This is a genomic window from Terriglobus aquaticus (assembly GCF_025685415.1).
Taxonomy (GTDB): domain Bacteria; phylum Acidobacteriota; class Terriglobia; order Terriglobales; family Acidobacteriaceae; genus Terriglobus; species Terriglobus aquaticus.
In genome coordinates, this window is the sequence record NZ_JAGSYB010000001.1 from 3,312,682 (window position 1) to 3,335,372 (window position 22,691).

12 protein-coding genes and 1 tRNA gene are annotated in these 22,691 nt (G+C 61.5%); 9 read left to right on the forward strand and 4 right to left on the reverse strand.

What is annotated here, in order from left to right:
* Positions 1-8: 8 nt before the first annotated feature.
* The gene (locus OHL12_RS13780) at positions 9-1,418 is read right to left on the reverse strand and encodes a phosphatase PAP2 family protein (RefSeq protein WP_263414393.1); all 1,410 of its coding nucleotides are present in this window, start codon (positions 1,416-1,418) and stop codon (positions 9-11) included.
* Positions 1,419-1,605: 187 nt separating this feature from the next.
* On the opposite strand from OHL12_RS13780, the gene OHL12_RS13785 reads away from it, so the two are divergent.
* Positions 1,606-3,516, forward strand: a complete 1,911-nt coding sequence (locus tag OHL12_RS13785) for a hypothetical protein (RefSeq protein WP_263414394.1) — start codon at positions 1,606-1,608, stop codon at positions 3,514-3,516.
* A complete protein-coding gene (locus OHL12_RS13790; protein ID WP_263414395.1) occupies positions 3,513-4,733 on the forward strand; it encodes a glycosyltransferase family 2 protein in 1,221 nt (406 codons plus the stop codon). The genes OHL12_RS13785 and OHL12_RS13790 overlap by 4 nt, the downstream gene beginning before the upstream one ends.
* Before the next feature lie 35 nt (positions 4,734-4,768).
* Here OHL12_RS13790 and OHL12_RS13795 read toward each other — a convergent pair whose 3' ends face one another.
* Positions 4,769-5,095: a hypothetical protein gene (locus OHL12_RS13795; RefSeq protein ID WP_263414396.1), complete on the reverse strand. Its 327-nt coding sequence runs from the start codon at positions 5,093-5,095 to the stop codon at positions 4,769-4,771.
* A 91-nt stretch (positions 5,096-5,186) separates the two neighbouring features.
* Positions 5,187-7,577 carry a S9 family peptidase gene (locus OHL12_RS13800; protein WP_263414397.1) on the reverse strand — a complete coding sequence of 797 codons (2,391 nt, stop codon included), beginning with the start codon at positions 7,575-7,577 and terminating at the stop codon, positions 5,187-5,189.
* 129 nt (positions 7,578-7,706) lie between these two features.
* Between OHL12_RS13800 and OHL12_RS13805 the strand changes: the two genes are divergently transcribed.
* The 5 genes from OHL12_RS13805 (at position 7,707) to OHL12_RS13825 (ending at position 15,448) form a co-directional block, all read left to right on the forward strand.
* Positions 7,707-7,783 (forward strand) — tRNA-Val (locus OHL12_RS13805).
* 529 nt (positions 7,784-8,312) lie between these two features.
* Positions 8,313-10,265, forward strand: coding sequence for a TonB-dependent receptor plug domain-containing protein (locus OHL12_RS13810; protein ID WP_263414398.1), 1,953 nt, complete (start codon positions 8,313-8,315; stop codon positions 10,263-10,265).
* Positions 10,262-10,846 (forward strand): YfiR family protein, encoded by a 585-nt coding sequence (locus OHL12_RS13815; protein ID WP_263414399.1) that lies wholly within the window; start codon positions 10,262-10,264, stop codon positions 10,844-10,846. Before OHL12_RS13810 ends, OHL12_RS13815 begins: the two co-directional genes overlap by 4 nt.
* A 25-nt stretch (positions 10,847-10,871) precedes the next feature.
* Entirely contained in the window at positions 10,872-13,670 is a 2,799-nt protein-coding gene (locus OHL12_RS13820) for a hybrid sensor histidine kinase/response regulator (RefSeq protein WP_263414400.1), read from the forward strand.
* On the forward strand, positions 13,667-15,448 hold the full coding sequence (locus OHL12_RS13825) for an EAL domain-containing response regulator (RefSeq protein ID WP_263414401.1): 1,782 nt from the start codon (positions 13,667-13,669) through the stop codon (positions 15,446-15,448). The genes OHL12_RS13820 and OHL12_RS13825 overlap by 4 nt, the downstream gene beginning before the upstream one ends.
* A 120-nt stretch (positions 15,449-15,568) precedes the next feature.
* Here OHL12_RS13825 and OHL12_RS13830 read toward each other — a convergent pair whose 3' ends face one another.
* Positions 15,569-16,567 carry an alkaline phosphatase family protein gene (locus tag OHL12_RS13830; protein WP_263414402.1) on the reverse strand — a complete coding sequence of 333 codons (999 nt, stop codon included), beginning with the start codon at positions 16,565-16,567 and terminating at the stop codon, positions 15,569-15,571.
* A 306-nt stretch (positions 16,568-16,873) separates the two neighbouring features.
* On the opposite strand from OHL12_RS13830, the gene OHL12_RS13835 reads away from it, so the two are divergent.
* The gene (locus OHL12_RS13835) at positions 16,874-20,350 is read left to right on the forward strand and encodes a TonB-dependent receptor (RefSeq protein WP_263414403.1); all 3,477 of its coding nucleotides are present in this window, start codon (positions 16,874-16,876) and stop codon (positions 20,348-20,350) included.
* Between the two features lie 423 nt (positions 20,351-20,773).
* Complete coding sequence (locus OHL12_RS13840; RefSeq protein ID WP_263414404.1) at positions 20,774-22,630, forward strand: CRTAC1 family protein; 1,857 nt, start codon at positions 20,774-20,776, stop codon at positions 22,628-22,630.
* Positions 22,631-22,691: the final 61 nt, after the last annotated feature.

Consider the following 22,691-nt stretch of genomic DNA (forward strand, 5'->3'; position numbering starts at 1 on the left):
CGGCGGGATTATTGGCCGGTGTGGCTTCGCGCTTCCATGTCGCGGGCGCGGAGGGTGGCTTCGTAGAGGTTGAGGCGGGAGTAGACGCCGAAGCCGGAGCCGTCGTTGAGGAAGCCGCCGCCGGGACCTTCGGTTTCGGTGAGCAGGTCGTCGGCTTGCTTTAGCGTGAGTGAGGGATAGGCGGCGGTGAGCAGGTAGCCGGCTTCGGGTGCCAGGCGGCTTACGTCTTCGGTGGTGCTTGCGGTCCGCGTGAAGACGACGGGCAGCGTGTAGGTCTGGGTAGCCGTGTACTGGGTGTGGTTGGCTTCGGGGTCGTTGAAGCGACCAAAGTCGATGCGGGCGCAGGCCTCTACGGTGTCGCCGCAGTTGCTGGTGAGGATGGCGGAGAGGTCGCTGCGCGCTGCGGCGACGGCGGCGCGGAAGTCGGGGATGGTTTCGCCTGACTTGAGCCTTCGGTTCAGGTAGGCCGAGTCGTTCGCGAGCAGGTGCGCCATGTCGTAGAGGGCGGTAGTGCGGCCGCCGAGCACGTCCATGGCATAGTGCGCGCCGACAATGATGCGGTTGCTGCCGTACTCGGCGCCGCGGGCGATCATCTCCGGGTAGCGGTCGGGCACGAGCACGCCGAGCAGGATTGCGCCGGTGTAGCCGTAGGTGGTGTGGCCGCTGGGGTACGACGGGCTGTCGGTCAGGTCCATGGCGGGACCGCGTTGGTAGGATTCGCTGGTAGTTGGCCGGTTGAAGTAGTCGCGGCCTGTGATTCGAAGGACGCGCTTCTCGGTTTGGAAGGGGCGCGAGTCGCCGAAAGGATCGGCACCCGGGGTGCCGGCGGGCAAACGGTAGGCGCGGCCGAAGGGGTCGGTCTGGCCGGCGTGGGCTGTCACAATGCTTTTCAGATCGCTCGACACGGGCTTGTGGCCGTTCGTGGTCCCGTTGGCGAAGAGGTATTTGCCAGCGTTCGAGTCGTCGCCGGTGACCATGAGCGCGTAGGCGATGAGTTGTTGCACGGTGGGCGAGATGCTGGTGGCGTGGCCGTGCGTGTCTTCATGGGCGCGGGCGATGTAGGCAGCGCTGAGCGTGGAGCCGAGGCCTTCAGCGAGTTGCGCGAGGTTGTGCCAGGTGATGGAGGCGTCGCGCAGTGCCTGCTGTTGCTGGGACTCGAAGGTGAGCGGCGAAGGCAGGTGCGTGGTGCCGTTCTGGATGGCGCCGGTGACGACATAGTTGGCCTGGAGCGCGGCGCGGCCCGCGGCGGTTTGCGAGAGGCGCGTGACGGTGGAGAGGCCCTGGAGCACGGGCGTATCTACCGTGACTTCTCGCGTGGGCGGCGGAGCGATCTGCGGTGTGTTGCGGGGCGAAGGTGCCGGTGTGGTCTGGACCGTGCCCTGGGCCGATGCCACCGACGCGGCCAGCGCGAAGAACAAGAGGCTGCTGCAAGCTTTCATCATCACCGTTGGCCGGCACACCGGGGGTGCAGGCGCTCTCTCCAGAGTACTTTGGCGAAGGCTTCTAAGGACGGCACCAGGACCGTACAAGGGGTCCCCAGTCGCGTCGAAGCGCCCTGCTAGGTGACACAGGGTTCACCCCAGAGAGGTATGCTGGCGATAGCCCATGCAGTCCAGCAACGTTCGGAAAGACAGCACGGTTGAGGCCGATGCGAACTCTGCGGCAGCCATCCCGTGGTTGCGGCCGCTGCTGTGGATCGTGCTCGTGCTGCTGGTGCCGGTGGCGTGGTTCAGTATGCAGCACGATCCGTACGCGATCGACGGCGATGCCGTGGCGTACATGGACATTGCGGACCTGATCCGCACGCACCAGTGGGCAGGGGTGGTGAATGCGTACTGGCATCCGCTGTACCCTGCGGTGCTGCTAGTGGGGCAGTGGCTGTTTCACCCAACGCGCGCGAATGAGCTGGATGCGTACTACCGCATGAACTTCCTGATCTTTCTGCTGGAGGCGGCGGCGGTGGTGGCGTTCACCACGGCGCTGAGCCGTCTGCGTGATGCGGAGGAGCGTGGGCGGTGGTTGCTGTCGGCCGATGCGCTGCGGCTGCTGGGGTTGGGGCTGCTGGTGATCGCATCGCAGCGGGAGCTGACGCTGGGCAAGGTTCGGCCGGATGCGTTGCTGCAGGCGCTGCTGCTGTTTGCGATGAGCGCGATGCTCACGTTGTGCCGGCCAGGGCTCGATGCGGGACGTCGGTTTGGGATCTCCGAGCGGTGGCGGTTTGGTGCGGCGGCGCTGATGGGTGTGGCGCTCGGATTTGCGTACCTGACGAAAAGCTTCGCGCTCTTGGTGTCGTTTTTGGCGATCCTGGGTGTAGCGCTGGTGATGCTACTGCTGCTTCGCAAGCGGCTGGGCCAGGTGGCGGCGCTGTCTGGGTTGGCGGCCGTGTGCTTCGCGGCGATCGCTGGGCCGTATGTGGCCGCGCTGTCGCACCAGAAGCACCGGCTGGACTTTGGAGATTCGGGATCGCTGAACTACGCGTGGTACGTGGGCGGCACTGAGAAGATGCACCTGATGCCGTGGCAGACGGATCGCTTCGGCAGCTCGGACGTGCACCTGATTCACCCGGAGCGGCAGGTGATGGCGTCGCCGGGCATTTACAGCTACAAGGCGCTGCCCTACGGCACGCTGCCGGTGTGGTTCGATGCGAGCTTTTTCAACGAGCGCATTGTGACGCACATGCGGCTGGGGCAACTGGTCCGGCGCGATGCGCGCAACGTGGTGCTGGTGGTCCGATACCTGCTGAACCATCCAGAGGCCTGGTTACTGTTAGGTTTGCTGGTTTGGATGGGTGCGCGGATGCAGATGCGCAGGGAGAGCTTTGCATCGCAAAGCTACCTGCTGCTGCCGGCCGTGCTGGGTGTGCTGATGTGGTGCATCTATGGCCTGGTGAATGTGGAAGAGCGCTACGTGACGGTGGCGTACCTGCTGATTGTGTTGCCGGTGTTTGCGGCGCTTAGGCCTGCGCGCAGCAGCATGGGCGCGGGCAGCCGTGCAATCCTGCCGCGTGAGTTGACGCTGCCTGCGGCGGCGAGTGCGTGTGTGGCGCTGCTGTGTTTGCTGGCGCTCGGTGATTCGGCGCGGGTTGCGGCGGAGGAGCGGCGGCAGCAGTCGATTCGGGGGTACTCGCGCGGGTGGCAGGAGTCGCCGCTGTTTGCCGTGGCCGCGGGATTGCAGAAGATGGGTGTGCCGCAAGGCAGCGAAATCGCGTGCGTGGGGACGATTGCGTGTTTGAACGACCCGTACTGGATGCGGCTGGCGGGTGTGCGGACGACGACGGAGATGTACATGGATCATGACCACGTGGCGCAGGAACTGAGCGCGATGCCGAACCGCGAGGCCGCGTACGCTGCGATACGGGGCGAGGGCGCGCCGGTGCTGGTGGGGCACTTCGATCCGGCGGATCTGTTAACGTCGCCGCTGCGGAGTGAGCCGTGGCAAAGGCTGGGGCGTACGGACTTTTATGCGCTGCCGCTGGGAGCACTGCCCGCGCCCGCGGTCACGGAGGTTCAGCGGTGAGCGACGATCTGCAGGGCCGGGTGGATGTGCAGGCGGGCCAGGCCGGCTTGGGGTCTGCGGTGGGTGAGCAGCCCTTGGAACTGACGGTGGTAATGCCGTGCCTAAATGAGGCGGAGACGCTGGCCACGTGTGTGGACAAGGCTCTTGCGGCGCTGCGGGACAACGGCATCGACGGCGAAGTGGTGGTGGCGGACAACGGCTCCACCGACGGATCGCAGGCGATTGCGGCGGAGCATGGGGCGCGCGTGGTGCCGGTGCCGATTCGTGGCTATGGCGCGGCGCTGAATGCCGGGATTACGGCGGCGCGCGGCCGCTATGTGCTGATGGCGGACGCGGACGACAGCTATAACTTTGCGCACATTCCGCGGTTTCTGGAGCAGCTGCGCGCGGGCAACGACCTGGTGATGGGCAATCGCTTTCAGGGCGGCATTGGGCCGGGAGCGATGCCTCCGCTGCACCGGTACCTGGGAAACCCGGTGCTGAGTTGGCTGGGACGGTGGCTGTTCCGGACGCCGATCGGAGATTTTCACTGCGGGATTCGAGCGTTCAGCCGAACGGGGTATGACGCGCTGGACCTGCGGACCACCGGCATGGAGTTTGCCAGCGAGATGGTCGTGAAGTCGTCGCTGCTGGGCCAGCGCATCGCGGAGGTGCCGACGACGCTGCAGAAGGACGGGCGGTCGCGTCCGCCGCACCTGAAGACGTGGCGCGACGGTTGGCGGCACCTGCGCTTTCTGTTGATGTATTCGCCGCGCTGGCTATTCCTGGCGCCGGGGCTGCTGCTGATGTTGGTGGGCGGTGCGCTGACGGCGTGGCTGCTGCCGGCAGAACGTCCGCTGGGACATGTGAACCTGGGCGTCGACACGCTCGCCTATGCGGCGGCGGCGATTCTACTGGGGTTCCAGTTGGTGTTTTTCGGCGTGGCGGCGAAGGTGTTTGCAACGACCGAGGGCTTGCTGCCGGAGGACCCGAGCTTTGAGCGGTGGTTCCGCTACATCACTCTGGAGACGGGCCTGATTGTGGGCGCGATACTGCTGCTAACGGGCGTTGGGATTGCGGCGTCGTCGGTGCTGAGTTGGGCGCATGCAGGGTACGGCCCGCTGCCGCCAGTGGAGATGATGCGTCGTACGTTGCCGGCCATGCTGTGCATGATGCTGGGAACGGAAATCTGCTTTGCGAGCTTCTTTCTAAGCCTGCTGGGACTGCGTCGGCGGTAGTTACAGCGCTGGCAGCGCCAGCGGCGCACGGTGAACTAGCGGACGTCGAACTCGATAGCCAGCACGATACCGTCGCCTGTGGTGGACCAGTTGGGTACGGTGGAAGGCTGAATAGCCTGGCCGCCGCGGACGACTGAGAGTGCCTGCCGCGAGCGCGGGCACACCGCTTTGGGTGCGGTGCCGTCCGCGCCCACCTGAATGGGCTCGCTCGTGTCCGCAAGGCGATCGCAGAAGACTGAAACCTTGCCGGTGTACCCAGGTGGCAGGTCAACCTCGAGCGGGTGTGAGCAGCCGATGACCGCCGCCAGCAAAACGGCGCTGGCCGGAAGAAGAAGGTTGGCAAATCGGGACGAATTGAGCAACGGACAGGGCTCCGGAGGTAAGAACCTAAGAGTATCAGTCGTGGCGGAGTTCGCTTACGCAACTTGCGAGGGATCGCTGCAGACTGAACCGTTATGGCGCGGCTCCGCCGGCGGTAGTCACGCTTAGTTTGCGCTCGAGAAACTCGGCCGCAAGCTGGTAAGCGGTGATCCAGTTTCGGTGCAGCAGAAAGTCGTGGACCTCGTCGGGAAAGACCTTCTCCTCCACGGGGACGCCGCGGTGACGAAGGTCTGCCGCGAGGCGGACGGTCTGGGAGAACAGTACGTTGCGGTCGTCGTCACCCTGGATGAGGAGGACGGGGCTCTTCCACGTATCCAGGTTGGCCATGGGGCTGCTCTGGAAGGCGCGGCGCGCGATGGCAGCCTGGTCGACGCCCGGTTCGTCGGTGGGCCTCCACAGGTCGAGTTCGAGTGACCAGTCGTGCACGCCGTGCAGATCGACGCCGGCGGCGTACAGGTCGCTGTGGCGGGCCAGGCCGAGCGCGGTCAGGTAACCACCGTAGCTGCCGCCCCAGGCGCCGATGCGCTTGGAATCGACTTCCGGGCGAGTCTGCAGGTACTTCGCCGCGCCCAGGACGTCGTTGTCTTCGGTGCCGCCGTTGGCACCATAGTTGAGCGCCTGGCGGAAGTTGAGACCGTAGCCCACGCCACTGCGGTAGTTCACGCTGAGCACAATAAAGCCGCGCGAGGCAAGGTATTGATTGAACTCGTACGCCTGGAAGTAGTACTGCATGGGGTGATAGCCGAGCAGCATCTGGCGACGCGAACCGCCATGGAAGAAGACGACGGCGGGCAGATGCGCGCACCGCGCTTGATCGACATAGGGCAGCGTCTTTTCGCAGAAGCGCGGCAGAAAGATTTGGCCGTGGATGCGTATGCCGTCCGCTGCAGGAAATTCGACGGGCTGCGGGTCGACGAAGTAAGGCTCGATGAAATGGTCGCGTGCAACATACCTGGGTTGTAGCTGTGGCGCGAGCCGATTCATCAACCGGTGCATGGGATCGCGCAGAAGCACGGGTGCAAGCGGCTGTGTGGCGGAGCCCTGCAGGTAGGCGATGCTGCCGTCGCTGAGCAGTGCGGGCGAGGTTTCGATCTCGCCGCCTGCCGTGACCTGCTCGGGCGCAATGCTGGAGGCCTCGGCTGCTGGCCGCCAGAGATGTCGACGGTCCACGTTGTTGGGGTCGCGGTCGTAGCGATTACTGCTCCAAAGAAGGTGTTCGCTGTCCGTGGTAACGCTGTCGACCTCCCAACCGGTGCCGGCGGTTTCGCTGGGTGCATTGTTGCTGTTTGCGCCGAACGAGACGGGAGTCGCAGCGGCTTCGCCCACCGGCTGCAAACGGTAGAGTTGCACAAAGCCGGTCTTCTCCCACGGGAAGACGACGGAGCCGTCGCGCATCCAGAGCAGTTGATCGTGCGCATTGACCTCGTGGAAGAGAGAGCCCGGGCCGGGCTGGGCCCGCCACCGCTCGCGGCCGGTGCCGGAGGATACGTCTGCGATGCGGATGGACCAGGGATCGCCTTCGCGCATCCAGCGATCGGCAATGGGCGAGACGATGGGCACCTCGCGGAGGAACGCGATCTGTTTACCGTCGGGCGACCAGGCTGGGTCGTGATCGAGGCCGGTGCCCGGATCCATCCAGGTGAGCTGGCCCGTGGCAAAGGTGAAGACGCCGATGAAGCTGTGGTCGCCGCGTTCGGAGACGAAGGCGAGTTGTGCGCCGTCCGGGCTGAGGCGCAGGCCGCGCGCGCTGCCACGAACGAAAAGGAGCTGGCGCACCGAGCCGGTGTCCGCGCCGCTGGCATGGCTGGTGCCGGTGCGATCGTCGGGGTCGTCGGCGCCTGCACGCTCGGGCTGGGTCGCGCCGGAGCCGTTTGAGTCAGCGCCGGGCTGCGATTGTGCCGTGCCTAAAGCTGACGATGGGCGCAGGTCGGCGATCCAGATGGCGCCACGACGCAGGAAGATCAGGTGGTTGCCATCGGCGGTGAAGAGTGGGGTGTGGGCTTCGGGGATGCTGTGGACCACGGGCGCGTGGCGCTGCTGCTCTTCGCGCAGGTCGATCCACTCCACGTGTTGACGGACAGGGCCGGGCAGCTCGGCCGGGTTCGCGGCCATGGTGTGCTCGCTGCCAGCAGGGCCGGTGCCGCGCGTCCAGGCAAGGCGCTCGGCGTCGCGCGACCACGCGATATCGTCGATGTCCTGGCCGTCGTCGGCGGTGTTTGCCGTCACAGGCCGCGCAGCTTCGCGGCTGCCAGCGACCCAGACGTTGCGGCGGCCTTCGGAGTCCGTGAACCAGGCGACGCGCGCCTTGGCGGGGGCGGCGGTCAGTTGGTTGCTGAACGGTGCGGATAGCGCCTCGGAAACGGTGAACTGGGCGGCCAGGGTTGCCGTGAGGACGGGCAGCAATGCCGAGACTGCCACGATTCGGCCGATGGCTCGGCCCCGTGCGCCAAAAAATCTTTGCATGGCCGCAGCATACTCGTCAGGAGGGGGCATGCGGCCCGGCTTGCCCAGCGCAAGCGAACTCCGTACACTAGGAGATGTCGCTGCGGAACCCACGCAGCGCCGCGGTGCATTCCCGCGGCTGACACACGCAGGCGCGTAGCTCAGTTGGTTAGAGCGCTACCTTGACACGGTAGAGGTCGTTGGTTCGAATCCAATCGTGCCTACCAATCCAAATAAAACTTGCGCAGCATCGAAGATCGGCGTGCGCTCTTCACTGCTCCCTCTGAGCTCTGTCGGCGGTGCTACACGTCGCGCAGGAATTTGCGATTCTGATCCAGGTCTGAGGAAAGTTAGGCGGAGCGTGAGACATGACTCGCATCACACCCGTCGCGGTCACAAGAACATCTGGGTGGCGGTTCGAAGCATCGCTTGATCCAACTTACGGCAGGCTGACGAGCCCAATCCTGTGATGCTTAGGGCAACCCTCCCTTTGGATAGGCCGATGTCATCGGACCGCGGAGCATTCGCAACGTGGGCCAGAGCCTAGACGACTAGAACCACGACAGGAAGTGCGTTCACGTCCTCTTCCGCTCCGCCGATATGCTCCTCATGCGGGCATCGCTTCCAACCTTCAACCGTCGCATCCAAGACGCCCCCTCCACAGAGCGATCGACCGCCTTGGCGACACCGGTCAGACCCGATCGGCGGCTTCGACTGCTGGCCGTTCTCCTCGCAGGCAGCCTCTCGTTCTCGGGGATGTGTGAAGCAGCCCAGCAGGCGCCCACTGCTCTGGCGGACCGCGCACTCAGCGAACTGATGACTATCCCGGTGTACTCTGCATCGCGGTCAAGCCAGTCTGTGTCCGAAGCGCCTGCTTCCGTCTCGGTGGTCACTCGTGAAGACATTCGCCGCGGAGGCTACCGGACCCTCGGTGACATCCTCCGCAACGTGCGTGGCTTCTACATCAGCACCGACCGGCAGTACACCTATGCCGGTGTGCGTGGCTTCTCGGAGCCTGGCAACTACAACACGCGAATCCTGCTGATGGTTGACAGCCACAGGATGAACGATGCGGTCTACGAACAGGCCTCTCTTGGCAATGAATTCGCTCTCGACGTCGATCTGATCGAGCGTGTTGAAGTGGTTCTCGGACCTTCATCGTCGTTGTATGGCACGAATGCCGTGTTCGCGGTCGTCAATGTAATTGCTCGTACAGCGGAGAGCTACCGTGGCTTCGAGTTGTCCACAAATGCCGGTTCCTGGAATAGCTATCGGCAGCGCATCTCTTACGGCGGACGCATCGCCGGCATCGACACGGTGCTCTCCGGAACTTTCTACAACAGCAAGGGCGAGAACAGACTCTACTACCCGGAGTACGACTCTCCTCTGACGAACAATGGCATCGCCAGTCATCTGGACGGAGATACGCTCGCGCAAGGTTTCCTGAAGGCATCCGGGCATGGCCTTCGACTTGAGGCCGCATACGGCACCCGTCAGGCGGCTGACCCTACCGGCGCCTGGGGCGACATCTTCAACGATCCCGATAACTGGAGTCGCGACACGCGCGACTTCGTTGAACTGAAGTACGACCGCAAGCTGCCTCTTGGCAATGTGATGGCGCGGGCATACTTCGATGCGGAACATGCCAGTGGCAGCTATCCTTACGCCGATGCATCTAGCACCCGTGTCCTGAATCATGATTACGCGCAGGGCAGGAGTGCCGGCATGGAGGTGGAAGCCAGCACCAAGCTACGCGATCGATATGCCCTGGTCGGTGGATTTGAGTACCGGGACGATTACAAGCAGCACCAGAGCAATTTTGATGAGAACCCGTTCGTCCTCGCTCTGGACACAAACAATCCGGCCTTCGTCGCTGCGCCCTACTTCGAAGCCAAGATTCCGCTGCTACGTGGCTTGACGCTTACGCCCAGCATCCGCGAAGACTACAACCCGCGGGTGGGTTGGACAGTAAGTCCACGTGCCGCGCTGACGTATCACGCGACGGAGCAGACCACGGCACGGCTCATTTACGGAGAGTCCTTCCGCACGCCTAACGCATACGAGCAGTATTACTACCCCAACACAGCCCCGCTTCGCCCTGAGCGCGATACCTCGTGGGAATTAGACCTCGATCAGACACTCACTTCGCAAGTTAGCCTGACCGCTGCGGTCTATGAGAACGTGCTTCACGACTTCATCACGTTGACTTCCGATCAGACGTATGACGCACCCTACGCGAACGAAAGCCGTGAAGCTACGGCCGGAGCGGAGATACAGATCGATGCACGAATCCGGCAGGGTTCGAAGGTCACCGCCAGCTATAGCAACACGTTTGTCCGCCGCGATGTCGAGCACGGCTGGCTAGAGAACTCACCGCAAAATCAGGGCAAGATTTACGCCACTGTTCCACTCTTCAGCCGAAGTGCGTTCGCCACGGTAGACGGCCAGTACATGGGGCGCAGACTTACGCTGCCCAAGGATGGCGAAGGCGAAGGAGGGAAGCACACGATCCATCCGTATGCTTTGCTGAATGCCACGTTGTTAGTCCATACTCCCGCCCGCGGACTCGACGTGTCTGCCAGCATCTACAACGCGTTCAACAAGGTGTATTACGATCCGGGTGCACAGCAGCACGTCCAGGAGCAGCTCCAGCAGGCTGGTCGTAGCTTTCGAGTGAAACTCGTCTGGAATCCAGGAGGCGCAAGGTGAGGCGCATACTCCTGAGAACACTTCGGCGAAGAATATGGAACGTTGCTCGGCGTGCATCGCGCGCTGCGCTCCAACTCTGCATTTGCCTGCTACCTTGCGCTGTCGCTTGCGACGCACAGGACACGTCGGAGTACGCGCTCAAAGCGGCCTTCTTATTTCACTTCGCGCAACTTACTAAGTTTCCAGCCGAAGCGGGATCGCCGCGAGCTTTCGCATTCTGCACAGTTGGGAAAGACCCATTCGGCGGCGAGCTTGAGAGAGTTCTCTCCGCGAAAACGATTGCAAGTCGGCCAACGACCATACTGCACTTGAAGGATGCGGCAAACGTCCGCAACTGCAGCGTGCTCTTCGTCGGCGCCGACCAGGAAAAGCAGGCAACCGCATTCCTAGCTGGCGCTCGTGATGCTGCTGTCCTGATCACCGGCGAGTCCACCCGCATTCTGCACGCTGGCGCGATGATCGCCTTTGAGCGAGATGGGGAGCGTCTCCGGTTTCAGGTGAACCCGGCGAATGCTGCTAAGAGTGGCATCAGTTTCAGCTCTAACCTATTAAATCTCGCCAGCTCGATCGTTCGCGACTAACAAGTACACATCTAGAGGAGTTTCCGTGCGTCCCAGCGCATTACCCGTCCAGAAAAAGCTGACCCTGCTGATCATGTCGGCATGCGCATTTGCGCTCACGCTTGCGATCTTTGGACTCTGCATGTACGAGCGTGAAAGCGCCCAGGCTCGAGCCAAAGCGGAGCTGTCTACCCTGGCTGGCACGCTGGCTTCCAACTCTGCTGCATCTCTTGCATTCAACGATGCTCAGACGGCAACGCAGATGCTCAGCGCTCTCAGCATCGACAAGGATGTCGTGCGAGCCGACCTGTACGATCTGCATGGCAAAGTCTTCGCGCGTTATCGCCGTGGTGGCGAGCAGGCGTCCGCGGACCTCGCGGACAAACAGGGCACCTCTGTTCGGCGCGGCGTTTATCTGAACGGCGACCACACCGGCGACCTCTCCATCGTCTCGACGATGGACAGCTTCCGCGCCAAGCGTTGGGAATACGGCAAGATCGCACTTCTCATGCTGGCGGTCTCGCTGCTTGGTTCTTATTTTGCCGCCGCTTGGTTGGTGCCCATGCTTACCAATCCAATCGTGCAGCTCTCTTTTCTAGCAGAGCGGATTACGCGAGAGAAGGATTACTCCCTGCGCGCCGAGATGACCACCACGGATGAAGTGGGAACGCTGGTCCAATCCTTCAACCAGATGCTCTCGACCATCCAGCAGCGAGAGCAGTCGCTGAACGAAGTCAACTCCGTACTCGAGGCACGGGTTGCGGAACGGACTGCAGATCTGAGCGAACAGATCCGTGAGCGCACGCTGGCAGAAGAGAAGATGCGCGAGGCCAAAGAGGCCGCAGAGATGGCGAACCGTGCGAAGAGCGAGTTTCTGGCCAACATGAGCCATGAAATTCGTACGCCCATCAATGGCGTGATCGGTATGACCGGCCTTGCCCTAGATACCGAACTAACGGAAGAGCAGCGTGAATATCTCGAGACCGTTCGCCTTTCCGCGGATTCCCTTCTCGACGTAATCAACGACATCCTGGACTTTTCTAAGGTCGAAGCCGGCAAGGTAGAACTCGACATCGTAGAGTTCGATCTCCGCGATCTGCTGGAGCTAACTCTAACCACGCTGGCTTTGCGCGCCAGTGAGAAGGGCCTGGAGCTACTCTGCGACATAGCACCGGATGTGCCCACGCGGGTCACCGGGGATGGTCCCAAGGTGCGACAGGTGATCCTCAACCTCGTCGGCAACGCTATCAAGTTCACGCCATCCGGAGAAGTCTGCCTCTCCGTGCGTCGGCAAGGTGAGGGCGACCATGTCTCCAACCTGCTCTTCACTGTGTCTGACACTGGCATCGGTATTCCAAAAGACCGCATCCAGGCGATCTTCGATCCCTTCTCGCAGGCAGACGCCTCAACCACAAGGAAATTCGGCGGAACGGGCCTTGGTCTCACCATCTCTTCGCGGCTGGTCACCTGCATGGGCGGCCAGATGTGGGTTGAAAGCACACCGGGTGTCGGCACCCAGTTCAGCTTCGCTCTGCAGCTCCCTGGAGTCGCCTCTGTGTCCGCGCCGGAGCAGCACGAGCCAAATCGCAGCTTGCACAATGTCCGCGCTCTGATTGTGGATGACAACGCTACGAATCGCCGCATCCTGGAACGCATGCTGGTGAGCTGGGGCATGCGGCCAACCTGCGCAGACAGCGCTGAACAAGGCATCTCGGAGCTGCTCTCAACCCGAAACGCGAACGATCCATATGAACTCATCATCACCGACATGCATATGCCCGACGTCGACGGATTCGAATTCGTGCTTCGTGTTCGAGAGAACACCGAGGTGAAGGCGCCAACCATCATGATGCTCACATCCGGCGGTCGTCGTGGGGACCTCTCACGCTGCCAGGAGCTGCGGATCGCCGCCTACCTCACCAAGCCCATCCGCTCGGATGAGTTGAAGCTGGCTATCGCTCAGGCCATGGAAGGAGAACTTCAGGCTGCATTTGCGCTGCATGCTCCAACTACAAAGGCCACGCCACCCAACCGACCGATCCAACAGCAATCGGCTCCGAGGCAACTGCGCATCCTGGCCGCGGAAGACAACCTGGTGAACCAGCGGCTGGTGCTGCGATTGCTACAGAAACGTGGCCACATCGTGGAGATTGCCAACGACGGCATCGAGGCGGTCAACGCATGGAAGCGTCAAAGGTTCGATCTGATCCTGCTCGACATCCAGATGCCAAACATGAGCGGCATCGAAGCGGCCGAAGCGATTCGGCGACTCGAAGATGGTCAGTCTCGTACCCGCATCATCGCGCTCACGGCGAATGCAATGAAGGGCGATCGTGAGATCTACCTGGCCAGCGGCATGGACGGCTATCTTGCGAAGCCAATCCGTACGCGCGAGCTCGATATTGTGCTTGAAGAGTCGATCGCCGTGCTGCCCGCCATGGCAGCAGAAGAAAGTTCAAATTTGGCCGACGGGGAATTGCTTACGGGAAATTCTGCCTTGCCGGTCGTCAATTTGGAAGAGCTGCTCGTGCGCGTTCAGGATGATCGTGAACTGCTGCAGGAACTCGTCGACATCTTCAACGAAGAGTATCCCCCTCTCCTGGAAAGACTGCAGGCTGCTGTCGGTGTCCAGGACCGTGCTGTGATCCGAAAGGAAACGCACACATTAAAAGGCATGCTCGGCAATCTGGCCTGTTTCCGCGCCGCGGACTGCGCCCGGGAACTCGAACGCATGTCCGAAGCTTCACCGCTATTTGCAATGCAGAAAACAAGGCAACGGCTCAGCTCGCTCATTAGCGAATCTTCGAACCAGTTGCAAGAGTATCTCCAAGGAGTGGCAGCATGAATGTTCTGATCGCAGACGATGATCCGCTATCAAGAAAGCTGGTGGAGCGGACCTTGCAGAACGCAGGCTACCAGGTGACAAGCACGAGGAACGGACGAGAGGCACTTGCTTACCTGCAAGCCCAACGCGGGCCCACACTGGCTGTTGTGGATTGGAACATGCCAGAGATTGACGGCCTTTCGCTTTGCAGTGCGGCAAAATCAAAGGCCGGTGATCAGGGGCTTCTGTATCTCATACTGCTTACCTCGCGCGAATCTAAACAGGATCTTGTGCGGGGTCTAAGTGCAGGAGCGGACGACTATCTGGTCAAGCCGACGCATCCCGAGGAACTGAAGGCGCGCGTGCGGGCTGGCGAACGAATCCTGGCTTTGCAAGCACGTCTGCAGGAGGAGGCTCGGCGCGACCCGCTGACCAAGTTAGCCAATCGTGACGCCCTGATCTCTGAACTTCAGCAGGCAAGCGAGAGCTTTGCAGCCGGAGTGGGGAGTCCATTCGCCCTGATGTTTCTGGATATTGATCGCTTCAAGATTATCAATGACAGTCTCGGCCACATTGCCGGAGACGATCTAATCCGTTGCCTCGCTGAAAGACTCACGCTGTGCGTAGCCGCTCGCAAACGCAGTCCGCAGCACCAAAGCAGCAATGCAAGAGATACGGTCGCGCGTGTTGGCGGAGACGAATTTGTGATCCTGCTGCGCGATATCTCTGAACCTGCTCAGGCTGCGCAAATCGCAGAGTTTATCCAGGACGCGTTCAACACTCCGTTCCTGATCTCAGGAAAAGAGATGGTGGTATCAACCAGCATCGGGGTGGCAATCAGCAACCACGAATCGAACACCCCAACCTCTCTCCTCAGCGATGCTGATACCGCGATGTACATGGCGAAAAGTACAGGCCCGGGACGATATCGGATTTGCGACGCAGGCATGCACCAGCAATCCTCAGACACACTTGAGCTGGAAGCAGCACTTCGCAGAGCCCTCGACCTCCAGCAGTTCCGGGTTTTCTACCAGCCCATACTGTCTCTCAAAACGATGCAGATCACGGGCTTCGAAGCTCTCTTGCGTTGGGAACGTCCGGGCCACGGCATGGTCGCTCCAGACAAGTTCATCCCGCTCGCGGAAGAAACCGGCCTCATCATAGACATTGGTGACTGGGTTCTACAGCAGGCGTGCTCCCAAATGCGAGATTGGAATGGTCACTTCTCCACATCCATGTTCGTCTCCGTGAATGTTTCCATGCGGCAGTTCTCCGGGCCCTTATTCCGCAACTCCGTGGAGAAGGCGCTCGCATCCACCGGGCTTCCGCCGCACCTGCTTGCCCTAGAGATCACGGAATCGCTCGCCATGAAGAATTCCGCGGAAACTCTGCAGATGCTCCACGAGCTTCGCAGCATGGGTGTTCAGTTGAGCTGTGATGACTTCGGCACCGGATATTCATCGCTCAGCTATCTTCATCAACTTCCACTGCGAACGCTCAAGATCGACCGCTCCTTTGTCTCTGGCAAATCAGACAAGCTGGAGACCAGGCGCATCGTCGAAGCAATAGTCGCACTCGCACGCAATCTGAACATGCAGGTCGTGGCGGAAGGCGTTGAGAACGAGCAGGAACTTGATTGGCTCACCTCTCTCGGCTGCGACTCTGCACAGGGATACCTCTTTTCGAAACCCCTCCCGCCGGAACTCGCAGCGGAGCAGATCGAAAAGCCCAAACGCCCGCTGATAACGCTTGGTAACGTACTCTCCCGTCCCACGCTGAGGCTTGCATGCGCCGTGTAGTTCGTGAGCAAAGGTGTGTAATCGTGCCTGCTCAGACATTCGAACTCAGCTGCACTCTGGAGTGAGTTGCGCCAAACTTCGGGAGGGAAGGATCGGCTAACTTCGTGAGCCGATCCTTCTCTAAGGCCAAAGGGGCAGAGGCTTGCCAGCCTGCTTCTCTGCAGCATTCCAGTCCTGCCCTAAGAAGCGGCTCATCGTGGCAGCGATCTGCGATTGTGTGACGGCCGGAACCTGGGTCAGCACTCCCCGAGCGGGCAGGCCCGGAGCCATGACGGCGATGAAGATGTTCTTCGATTCCGGAAGCTTCTGGCCGTGCGACGTCCAGCCATCGCCGGTCGCCCCTCGCCCGTGATCGGTTGTGAAGAGGATCGCCGTGTTGTCCCGATACTGCGGCATCGCTTGCAGAGTGGTCCACAGCGTCTCTAGGTACGTATCGACGCGATTCGCACTCAGCAGGTACTCACCGTAGTTCTTCCCGTGCGCCCAGTCGTCGGTTTCACCCAGGGACAGAAAGAGCACGTGTGGTCGCTTCACGCGCAGGTACTCCAGAGCGGTAAAGAACGTGGGCGCATCGAAGCTCTCGTCATCCCACACGTGCGGCGCGTACTGCTTCTGTAGGTTGATCGCATCCAGCACGGGTGTACTCGGGGAAAGCTGCAGGGGTGCGTAGCTGGTGTTGACGGTAAAGCCGCAGCGCCTGGCATTCACCACGCCGGAGATGACCTCCCACGCTCCAAACGCCGCAACGCTGTTGTGCAAACGGGGCTGCGTGTTGAGCCACTCCAGCACGGTGCGATTCGGGTTGGGCTTGTTGTCGTTGGAGTCGATGCGCGGATCGCCGTGGCCGGTCAGAGTTTCGGAGTAGCCGGGATAGGAGAAGTTGAAGCCGTTCGTGACCGAGGCGGTTGAGCCTGCGTCCTGGTCACCGAACACGACGCCTTCTTTCGCGAAGAGGCTCCAGAAGAACGGCATCAGCTTTGCGCGGCGTTCCCCCGCGGTCGGCGCCAGGAACCGCTGCTGCAGTGGGGCCGGATCTCGCCCGTCCCAGTAGTTCTCTTTTGTCAGCAGGGACGCGTCCGCGCCGCGGAACAGCTCCTGCCAGCGCAGCCCATCGGTCATCACGAGAACGACATTCTCAACCGGCTTAGGCGATTGCGCCGACGGTTGCTGAGCAAGCAGGGCGCCAGTGCAAGCAGATGTAAGAGCGGCAGCGAAACAGAAGCGGACTATGCGGCAGCGAAGGTCGATCACATTCACCACCATAGTCAATCGGGCGCGTCACGTGAGTGAAAAGAGCGTGCAAGCGACCGGTTTCGCCGTTCTGCAACATGGCAGCGACGTGGCGTTCACACGACTGCGATGGACTGAAGCCACCTTCCCCAAACGCTGAACCTTTCCCACACGCTGAGCCACTTGGAGGCACCGTTGAACTTTCACGCAAACAAGAAGTATGCGATCACATTGACACTTGCCGCAGTTGCGACAGCCCACGGTCAGTCCACCCAGGGCTCCATCTTTGGCGTTGTGCACGACGCAAGCGGCGCAGCCATCCCCGGTGCAACGGTAACGGTGACCGATACCGACACTCAAGTGAAGACGACCACGACCAGCAAGGGCGACGGTAACTACCAAGTGCTGAACCTAACTGCCGATCACTACACGGTTCAGGTCAGTGCGGCTGGATTTCAGACCACAACGGTGAACAGCCTGCTGCTCACAGCACGCCAGCAGTTGCGCGCCGACATCGCAATGCCGCTTGGATCGGTGGGGCAGGAAATGACCGTGTCCGCGGGCGATGCGGGTGTGATCGCGACGGACAGTGCAACGATCGACGCCTCGCTGACGGGAGAAGAAGTACGCGACCTGCCGGCGAACTACCGCGCGAGTTCCGGCGGCAACAGCCCGCTCAGCATAATTCAAGCTCTGCCCGGCGTGCAGCCCGCAGGCGGCGGCTACTCCGTGCAGGGCGGTCTGCCGTTTCAAACGGAGGTCTCCGTCGACGGCATCACCATGCAAAGTACAACCAGCAACGCGCCCATCGCGGATGCGATGCCCTCAGGCGATTCCGTGGCAGAGATACGCGTGGACGGCGTACTGAACGGACCTGAGTTTGGCCAGCCGGGCGAGGTGACGACCGTGACCAAGAGCGGCACGAACCAGATGCACGGCAGCGCTTTCTATTATCACCAGGACTCTGGTTTGCAGGCGAACCAGTATGGCGCGCTGCTAAAGCCGAAGTTGGTGACGAACGACTTCGGAGCGAGTCTGGGCGGGCCTGTGTTTCTCCCACACCTGTATCGCGGCAAGGACCGCACCTTCTTCTTTGGAACCTACGAGGGCTACCGTAGCCCGCGCACCACGCCCTACCAATACAGCGTGCCGACAGTACAGATGAAGCAAGGAAACTTCAGCAACGTGGTGGGAGTCAAGCCGCTGACGAACCCATTCACCGGTGGAACCTATGCCAACTACACGGTCCCGGTGAATTCAGTTGCTGCTAAGTTTCTGTCACTCTTTCCAGATCCAAACTTTGGCAATACCGGGACGTATGCGCCGGGAACGCTCAACTACTACGCGAATCGTGACAACTCGCTCAACTCCAACCAGTTTGACGTGCGTGGCGATCAGTACCTGGGCAGCAAGGGGCTGATCTTCGGGCGCTTCACCTGGAAGAACAGCGCGCAGGCCACACCCGCTACGCTGCTGCTACCCGTCGGTCAGAACCAGGTGCAGAATCGCGTTCTGGTCACGGCGTTCAATTACAACTTCACACCTTCGCTGGTCAATGAATTCCGGTTCGGTTTCCTGCTCAACACCAGTGGCAACACGAACCCGTTCAACGGCACAGGGTTTGTAACTACGACCGGTCTTCAGGGGCTGCAAAACCTCTTCTACAACGGCGTCCCCGAACTCGACTTCAACTTTCTGACCTCGCTCAATTCCGACCGCCTCTCGTCCATCAGCAAGTCGCGTACCTTCCAATACACCGACAACCTGACCTGGGTGAAGGGCAGGCATAGCTTGAAGTTCGGCGGAGACATTCGCCAGATTGAGGCGGTCACGCCGCTGGGTTTCAATGGCGCAGATAACTACGGCACCTTTGACTTCACCAGCGCATCGTTCACCGGCCAGGAGTTTGCGGATTTCCTGATCGGCGCGCCGAACCAGACCTTCTACGACGTGGTGCAAGCCGACAATGATGGCAAGACGCTGCACTACCACTTCTATACGCAGGATCAGTGGAAAGCGTCCGACCGCCTTACACTGACCTATGGTGTGCGCTATGAGTTTCATCCTGCGTATCACGATCCGTCCGGCAATATCGGTAACTTCGACCCTTCCGTTGCAAAGTCCGGCCGCGTGATCTATCCCACTGGCAAGCAGGCGCTTCTCTCGCAGCCGTTTTTAGATAGCTTTAACTCCTGCGGTGTGGGCCAGAGCACTGGCCGTGCCGCGCAGAATGGTGCCGCATGCACGCCCACGCTTGACAACACGCAAGCGGGATTGCCGGACGGCCTTCGCACGGCCATTCACACGCGCTTTCTGCCCCGCTTTGGATTCGCCTACCGACTGACGAATGACAACCGCACCGTGCTGCGCGGCGGCTTCGGCATGTACAACATCACGCTGCTCGGCTCGAACTTCTATTCGCTCACGGGTACCTTGCAGGCGAACACGGTGCAGTATACGAATCAGCGAACCGCGAATGGCCCGGCTTACGTGTGGCCTTCCATCTTTGTTGGTTCGGGCACGTCAACGTCAACGGCAAGCTATGGACAGGCCTACTTCGGCACGGCAAACGACGTGCACTGGAAGGATCCGTACTCCGAGCAGATCTCTCTCTCGCTCGACCGCGACCTCGGCCATCAGTTCGGCGTACGCGGCTCGTACATCGGCATGATGACGCACCACCTGGTTTGGGCGCCTAACCTGAATGACCTGCCGTACTCCACAACCGTGTCGGCCTACAACCAGCCGCTCTCGGCTCGCCCGTTCCCGAACTGGGGACGCATCAACACGCGCTCCACCGGGGCGGACGCGAACTACCAATCGCTGCAGATCAACGTTTCGCATCACCGTACGGGCGGCCTCACCTTCGACTCCACTTACACGCTTGCCAAGAACGTTTCCAACAATCAGGGCCCTGGATCGAACTCCGGATTTGCCGGCGAGAGCGGCGGCAGCCGTGCGTCCTACGCGGGCGGAGCGAATGTCGACTTCGGCCAGGTGTATGGCACGCGGCGCCACCGCTGGAACTCGACCATGGTGTACGACCTGCCACTCGGCCGCGGACGCCGCTTCGGCGGCAACATGAACCGTTTTGCAGATCTGCTGGTCGGCGGCTGGCAGACCAGCAACATCTTTCTCTGGCAGGGCGGCGCGTTCCTCTCTCCGTATTTCCCTTCCGGACAGGGCGACCCGTCGGGCACTGGTTCGGGCCTGAATGGCGGCCTGTACGGCGACCTCGGGCATCGGTCGCAGAAGGCCGACCGCGGTTTGGGAAGCCTGACCCCGGCGAACCGGAACAGATTGAACTGGGTGAACAAGGCAGCGGTCGTCTGCCCGGGTAGCCCCAACTGGGTGCCGGGCTCCGCTTGCACCACAGGCAGCGGCCAGGCCGGAGCACCGCTGCCCATCGGCCGGTTTGGCAATCTGCAGAATGGGTCGATTGTCGGACCGGGAACGGTCGCTCTTTCCTCCGGACTCAGCAAGCGGTTCCACATCTATGATCGGGTGGCTTTGCGAGCAGAAGGAACCTTCACCAACGTGCTGAACCACACGAACCTTGCGGACCCGTCGATGAACGTTGCAAACGCTCAGTTCGGTGTCATCACCGCCACCACTACCGATGACTTCGCCGGGCCGCGCACCGGACAGATTTCCGCTCGTATCGAGTTCTAAGGTCAGTACATCGCCATAGACGATCCGACACGTAGAGGGCCGCGTGCGCCGATATCGCCACGCGGCCACCCGTCTATTGAAGCTAAGCGTTGAACTGGGGGACACTGCGGCCGTCGCTTGAACTTCTGCAAGGGCCAGAGGCGCTCCTCCTCGGCCAAAGCTCGTGAGTATTCCGAAACGGAAGCTTCTCTGCGCAGATCGGAGTCGGTTTGCCGGTCCCTGCTTCGAGTTGTTTGTTTTGCGTCTTCTCGGCAGGTAACGAAATGTGGTGAGATGGGGAGCGTTGGACCTGATTTCAGGGACCGGGAGCCGCCCACCATGCATGCCGATCTGATTCGAAACTGCTCTTGCATGGGCCAGCCCGGGGGCACGCGCCGCATTTTGTGGCGACTCGGAGCCGTGCTAGCCCTACTGCTGGTCTCAATGATGCCGTGGGCCAGAGTGACCGCGCAGGCAGGGCCACCTCAGACAGCAACGGGCGCCGGCAGCTCGGCTCCACAGAGCAGGGACAGCGGTTCCGCTACGGCGGGCACGTTTGCGCCGGTGCTGGATGCGCAGAAGCGACCGATCACGGCGGGCGGCTTCGTCAAAACAGGGCCTGTGGTCTTCATGGACGAATCCGAAAAGTCGGGCCTGACCAAGTGGCGCGAGACGATGGGTTCGCCGGAAAAGCACTACATCCTGGAGTCGAATGGTTCAGGCGTGTGCCTGATCGATTATGACCACGATGGGTGGCTCGACATTTACCTGGTGAACGGGTCTACGTTTGAGGCGCTGCAGGGTAAGGCGCCGGCCCCACACGCGGCGCTGTTCCACAACAACCACGACGGCACCTTTACTGACGTCGCGAAGGCGGCCGGGGTGGAGAACGACCGGTGGGGGTTCGGCTGCGCCGTGGGCGACTACGACAACGACGGCTGGCCCGATCTGTATGTGACCAACTACGGCAAGAACCGGCTCTTCCACAACCGGCACAACGGGACCTTCGAAGACGTGGCGGAACACGCGGGCGTGACGCTGGGCAATTGGAGCACTGGGGCCAGCTTTGGCGACTACGACGGCGATGGCAGGCTGGACCTGTTTGTGCCGGGGTATGTTCACTGGAATGAGAAGGATCCGAAATCGATCGGAACCAACGTGGTGGGCGAAGGCAACTGCCAGTTTCGCGGGGCACACGTGAACTGCGGTCCGCGGGGCCTGCCGGGCGAGCCCGACCACCTGTTCCACAACAACGGCGACGGCACCTTTACCGACGTGAGCGCAAAGGCCGGCGTAGCGGACCGCGTTCACAACTACGGGTTCTCGTCTACGTTTGTCGATGTGAACAATGACGGCAAGGTGGACCTGGTAGTGGCGGACGATTCCACGCCCAACTACCTGTACCTGAACAAGGGCAACGGCACCTTTGAGGACGCCAGCTTTTACTCCGGCTTTGCTCTGAACCAGGACGGCCGCGAGGTCGCCAACATGGGCCTGGCTGTTGGCGACTTCAAGAACAACGGCTTGATCGATCTGTACACCGGCACCTTCTCAGACGACTACAAGCCACTGTTTGAGAACACGGGCGGCGGCAACTACAACGAGGTGAGTCCGCAGATGGGGATCGCGGAAGTCACGTATCCGTTTCTGACCTGGGCGACGGAGTTCATCGACTTCGATAACGATGGATGGAAGGACCTGTTCCTGGCGAACGGCCACGTGTTTCCGCAGGTGGACAATCACCAGTGGGGAACTAGCTACGCAGAGCGGCCCTTGCTGTTTCACAACACGGACCATGGCAAGAAGTTTGAGCTGATGCCGGCCGTGGAAGGCACCGGTTTGGCAGACGTGATCCCGGCGCGCGGAGCGGCGTTTGGTGACCTGTTCAACGATGGGCGGGTGCAGGTGGTGATCAACTGCATCGACCATGCGCCGGTGCTCTTGCGCAATGTAACGGCAGAGACGAATCACTGGGTGGAGCTGGCGCTGGAGGGTGGTCCGAAGGGACCGCGCGACGCGATCGGAACGACGGTGTACCTGACGGCGAACGGCGTTCGGCAACGAAACGACGTGCGCAGCGGCGGCAGCTACGAGTCGAACAGCGACATGCGGCTGCACTTTGGCTTAGGGCAGGCGACCCGGGTGGACGACGTCGAGATCCGGTGGAGTTCCGGTGAGGTGGAGCACCTGAAACTGCCGGAGGTGGACCGCATCTTCAGCGTGGCTCAGGGAAAAGGCATTGTGCCCGGCGTGTACGACGCCCTGGCACATGCCGGGGCGGGTCACCCACCCGCAAAGTAGTTGCGCGGGGCAATCGAAAAGAGAAGCCGGCCGAGGCCTGAAAGAAAGACTCGGAAGACGG

What these genes read in the sequence shown, in the direction of transcription:
- OHL12_RS13785 (WP_263414394.1), top strand. Translation starts at nt 1,606, where the DNA reads ATGCAGTCCAGCAACGTTCGGAAAGACAGCACGGTTGAGGCCGATGCG.
- OHL12_RS13800 (WP_263414397.1), bottom strand. Translation starts at nt 7,577, where the DNA reads ATGCAAAGATTTTTTGGCGCACGGGGCCGAGCCATCGGCCGAATCGTG.
- OHL12_RS13810 (WP_263414398.1), top strand. Translation starts at nt 8,313, where the DNA reads ATGTGTGAAGCAGCCCAGCAGGCGCCCACTGCTCTGGCGGACCGCGCA.
- OHL12_RS13825 (WP_263414401.1), top strand. Translation starts at nt 13,667, where the DNA reads ATGAATGTTCTGATCGCAGACGATGATCCGCTATCAAGAAAGCTGGTG.
- OHL12_RS13830 (WP_263414402.1), bottom strand. Translation starts at nt 16,567, where the DNA reads ATGACCGATGGGCTGCGCTGGCAGGAGCTGTTCCGCGGCGCGGACGCG.
- OHL12_RS13840 (WP_263414404.1), top strand. Translation starts at nt 20,774, where the DNA reads ATGATGCCGTGGGCCAGAGTGACCGCGCAGGCAGGGCCACCTCAGACA.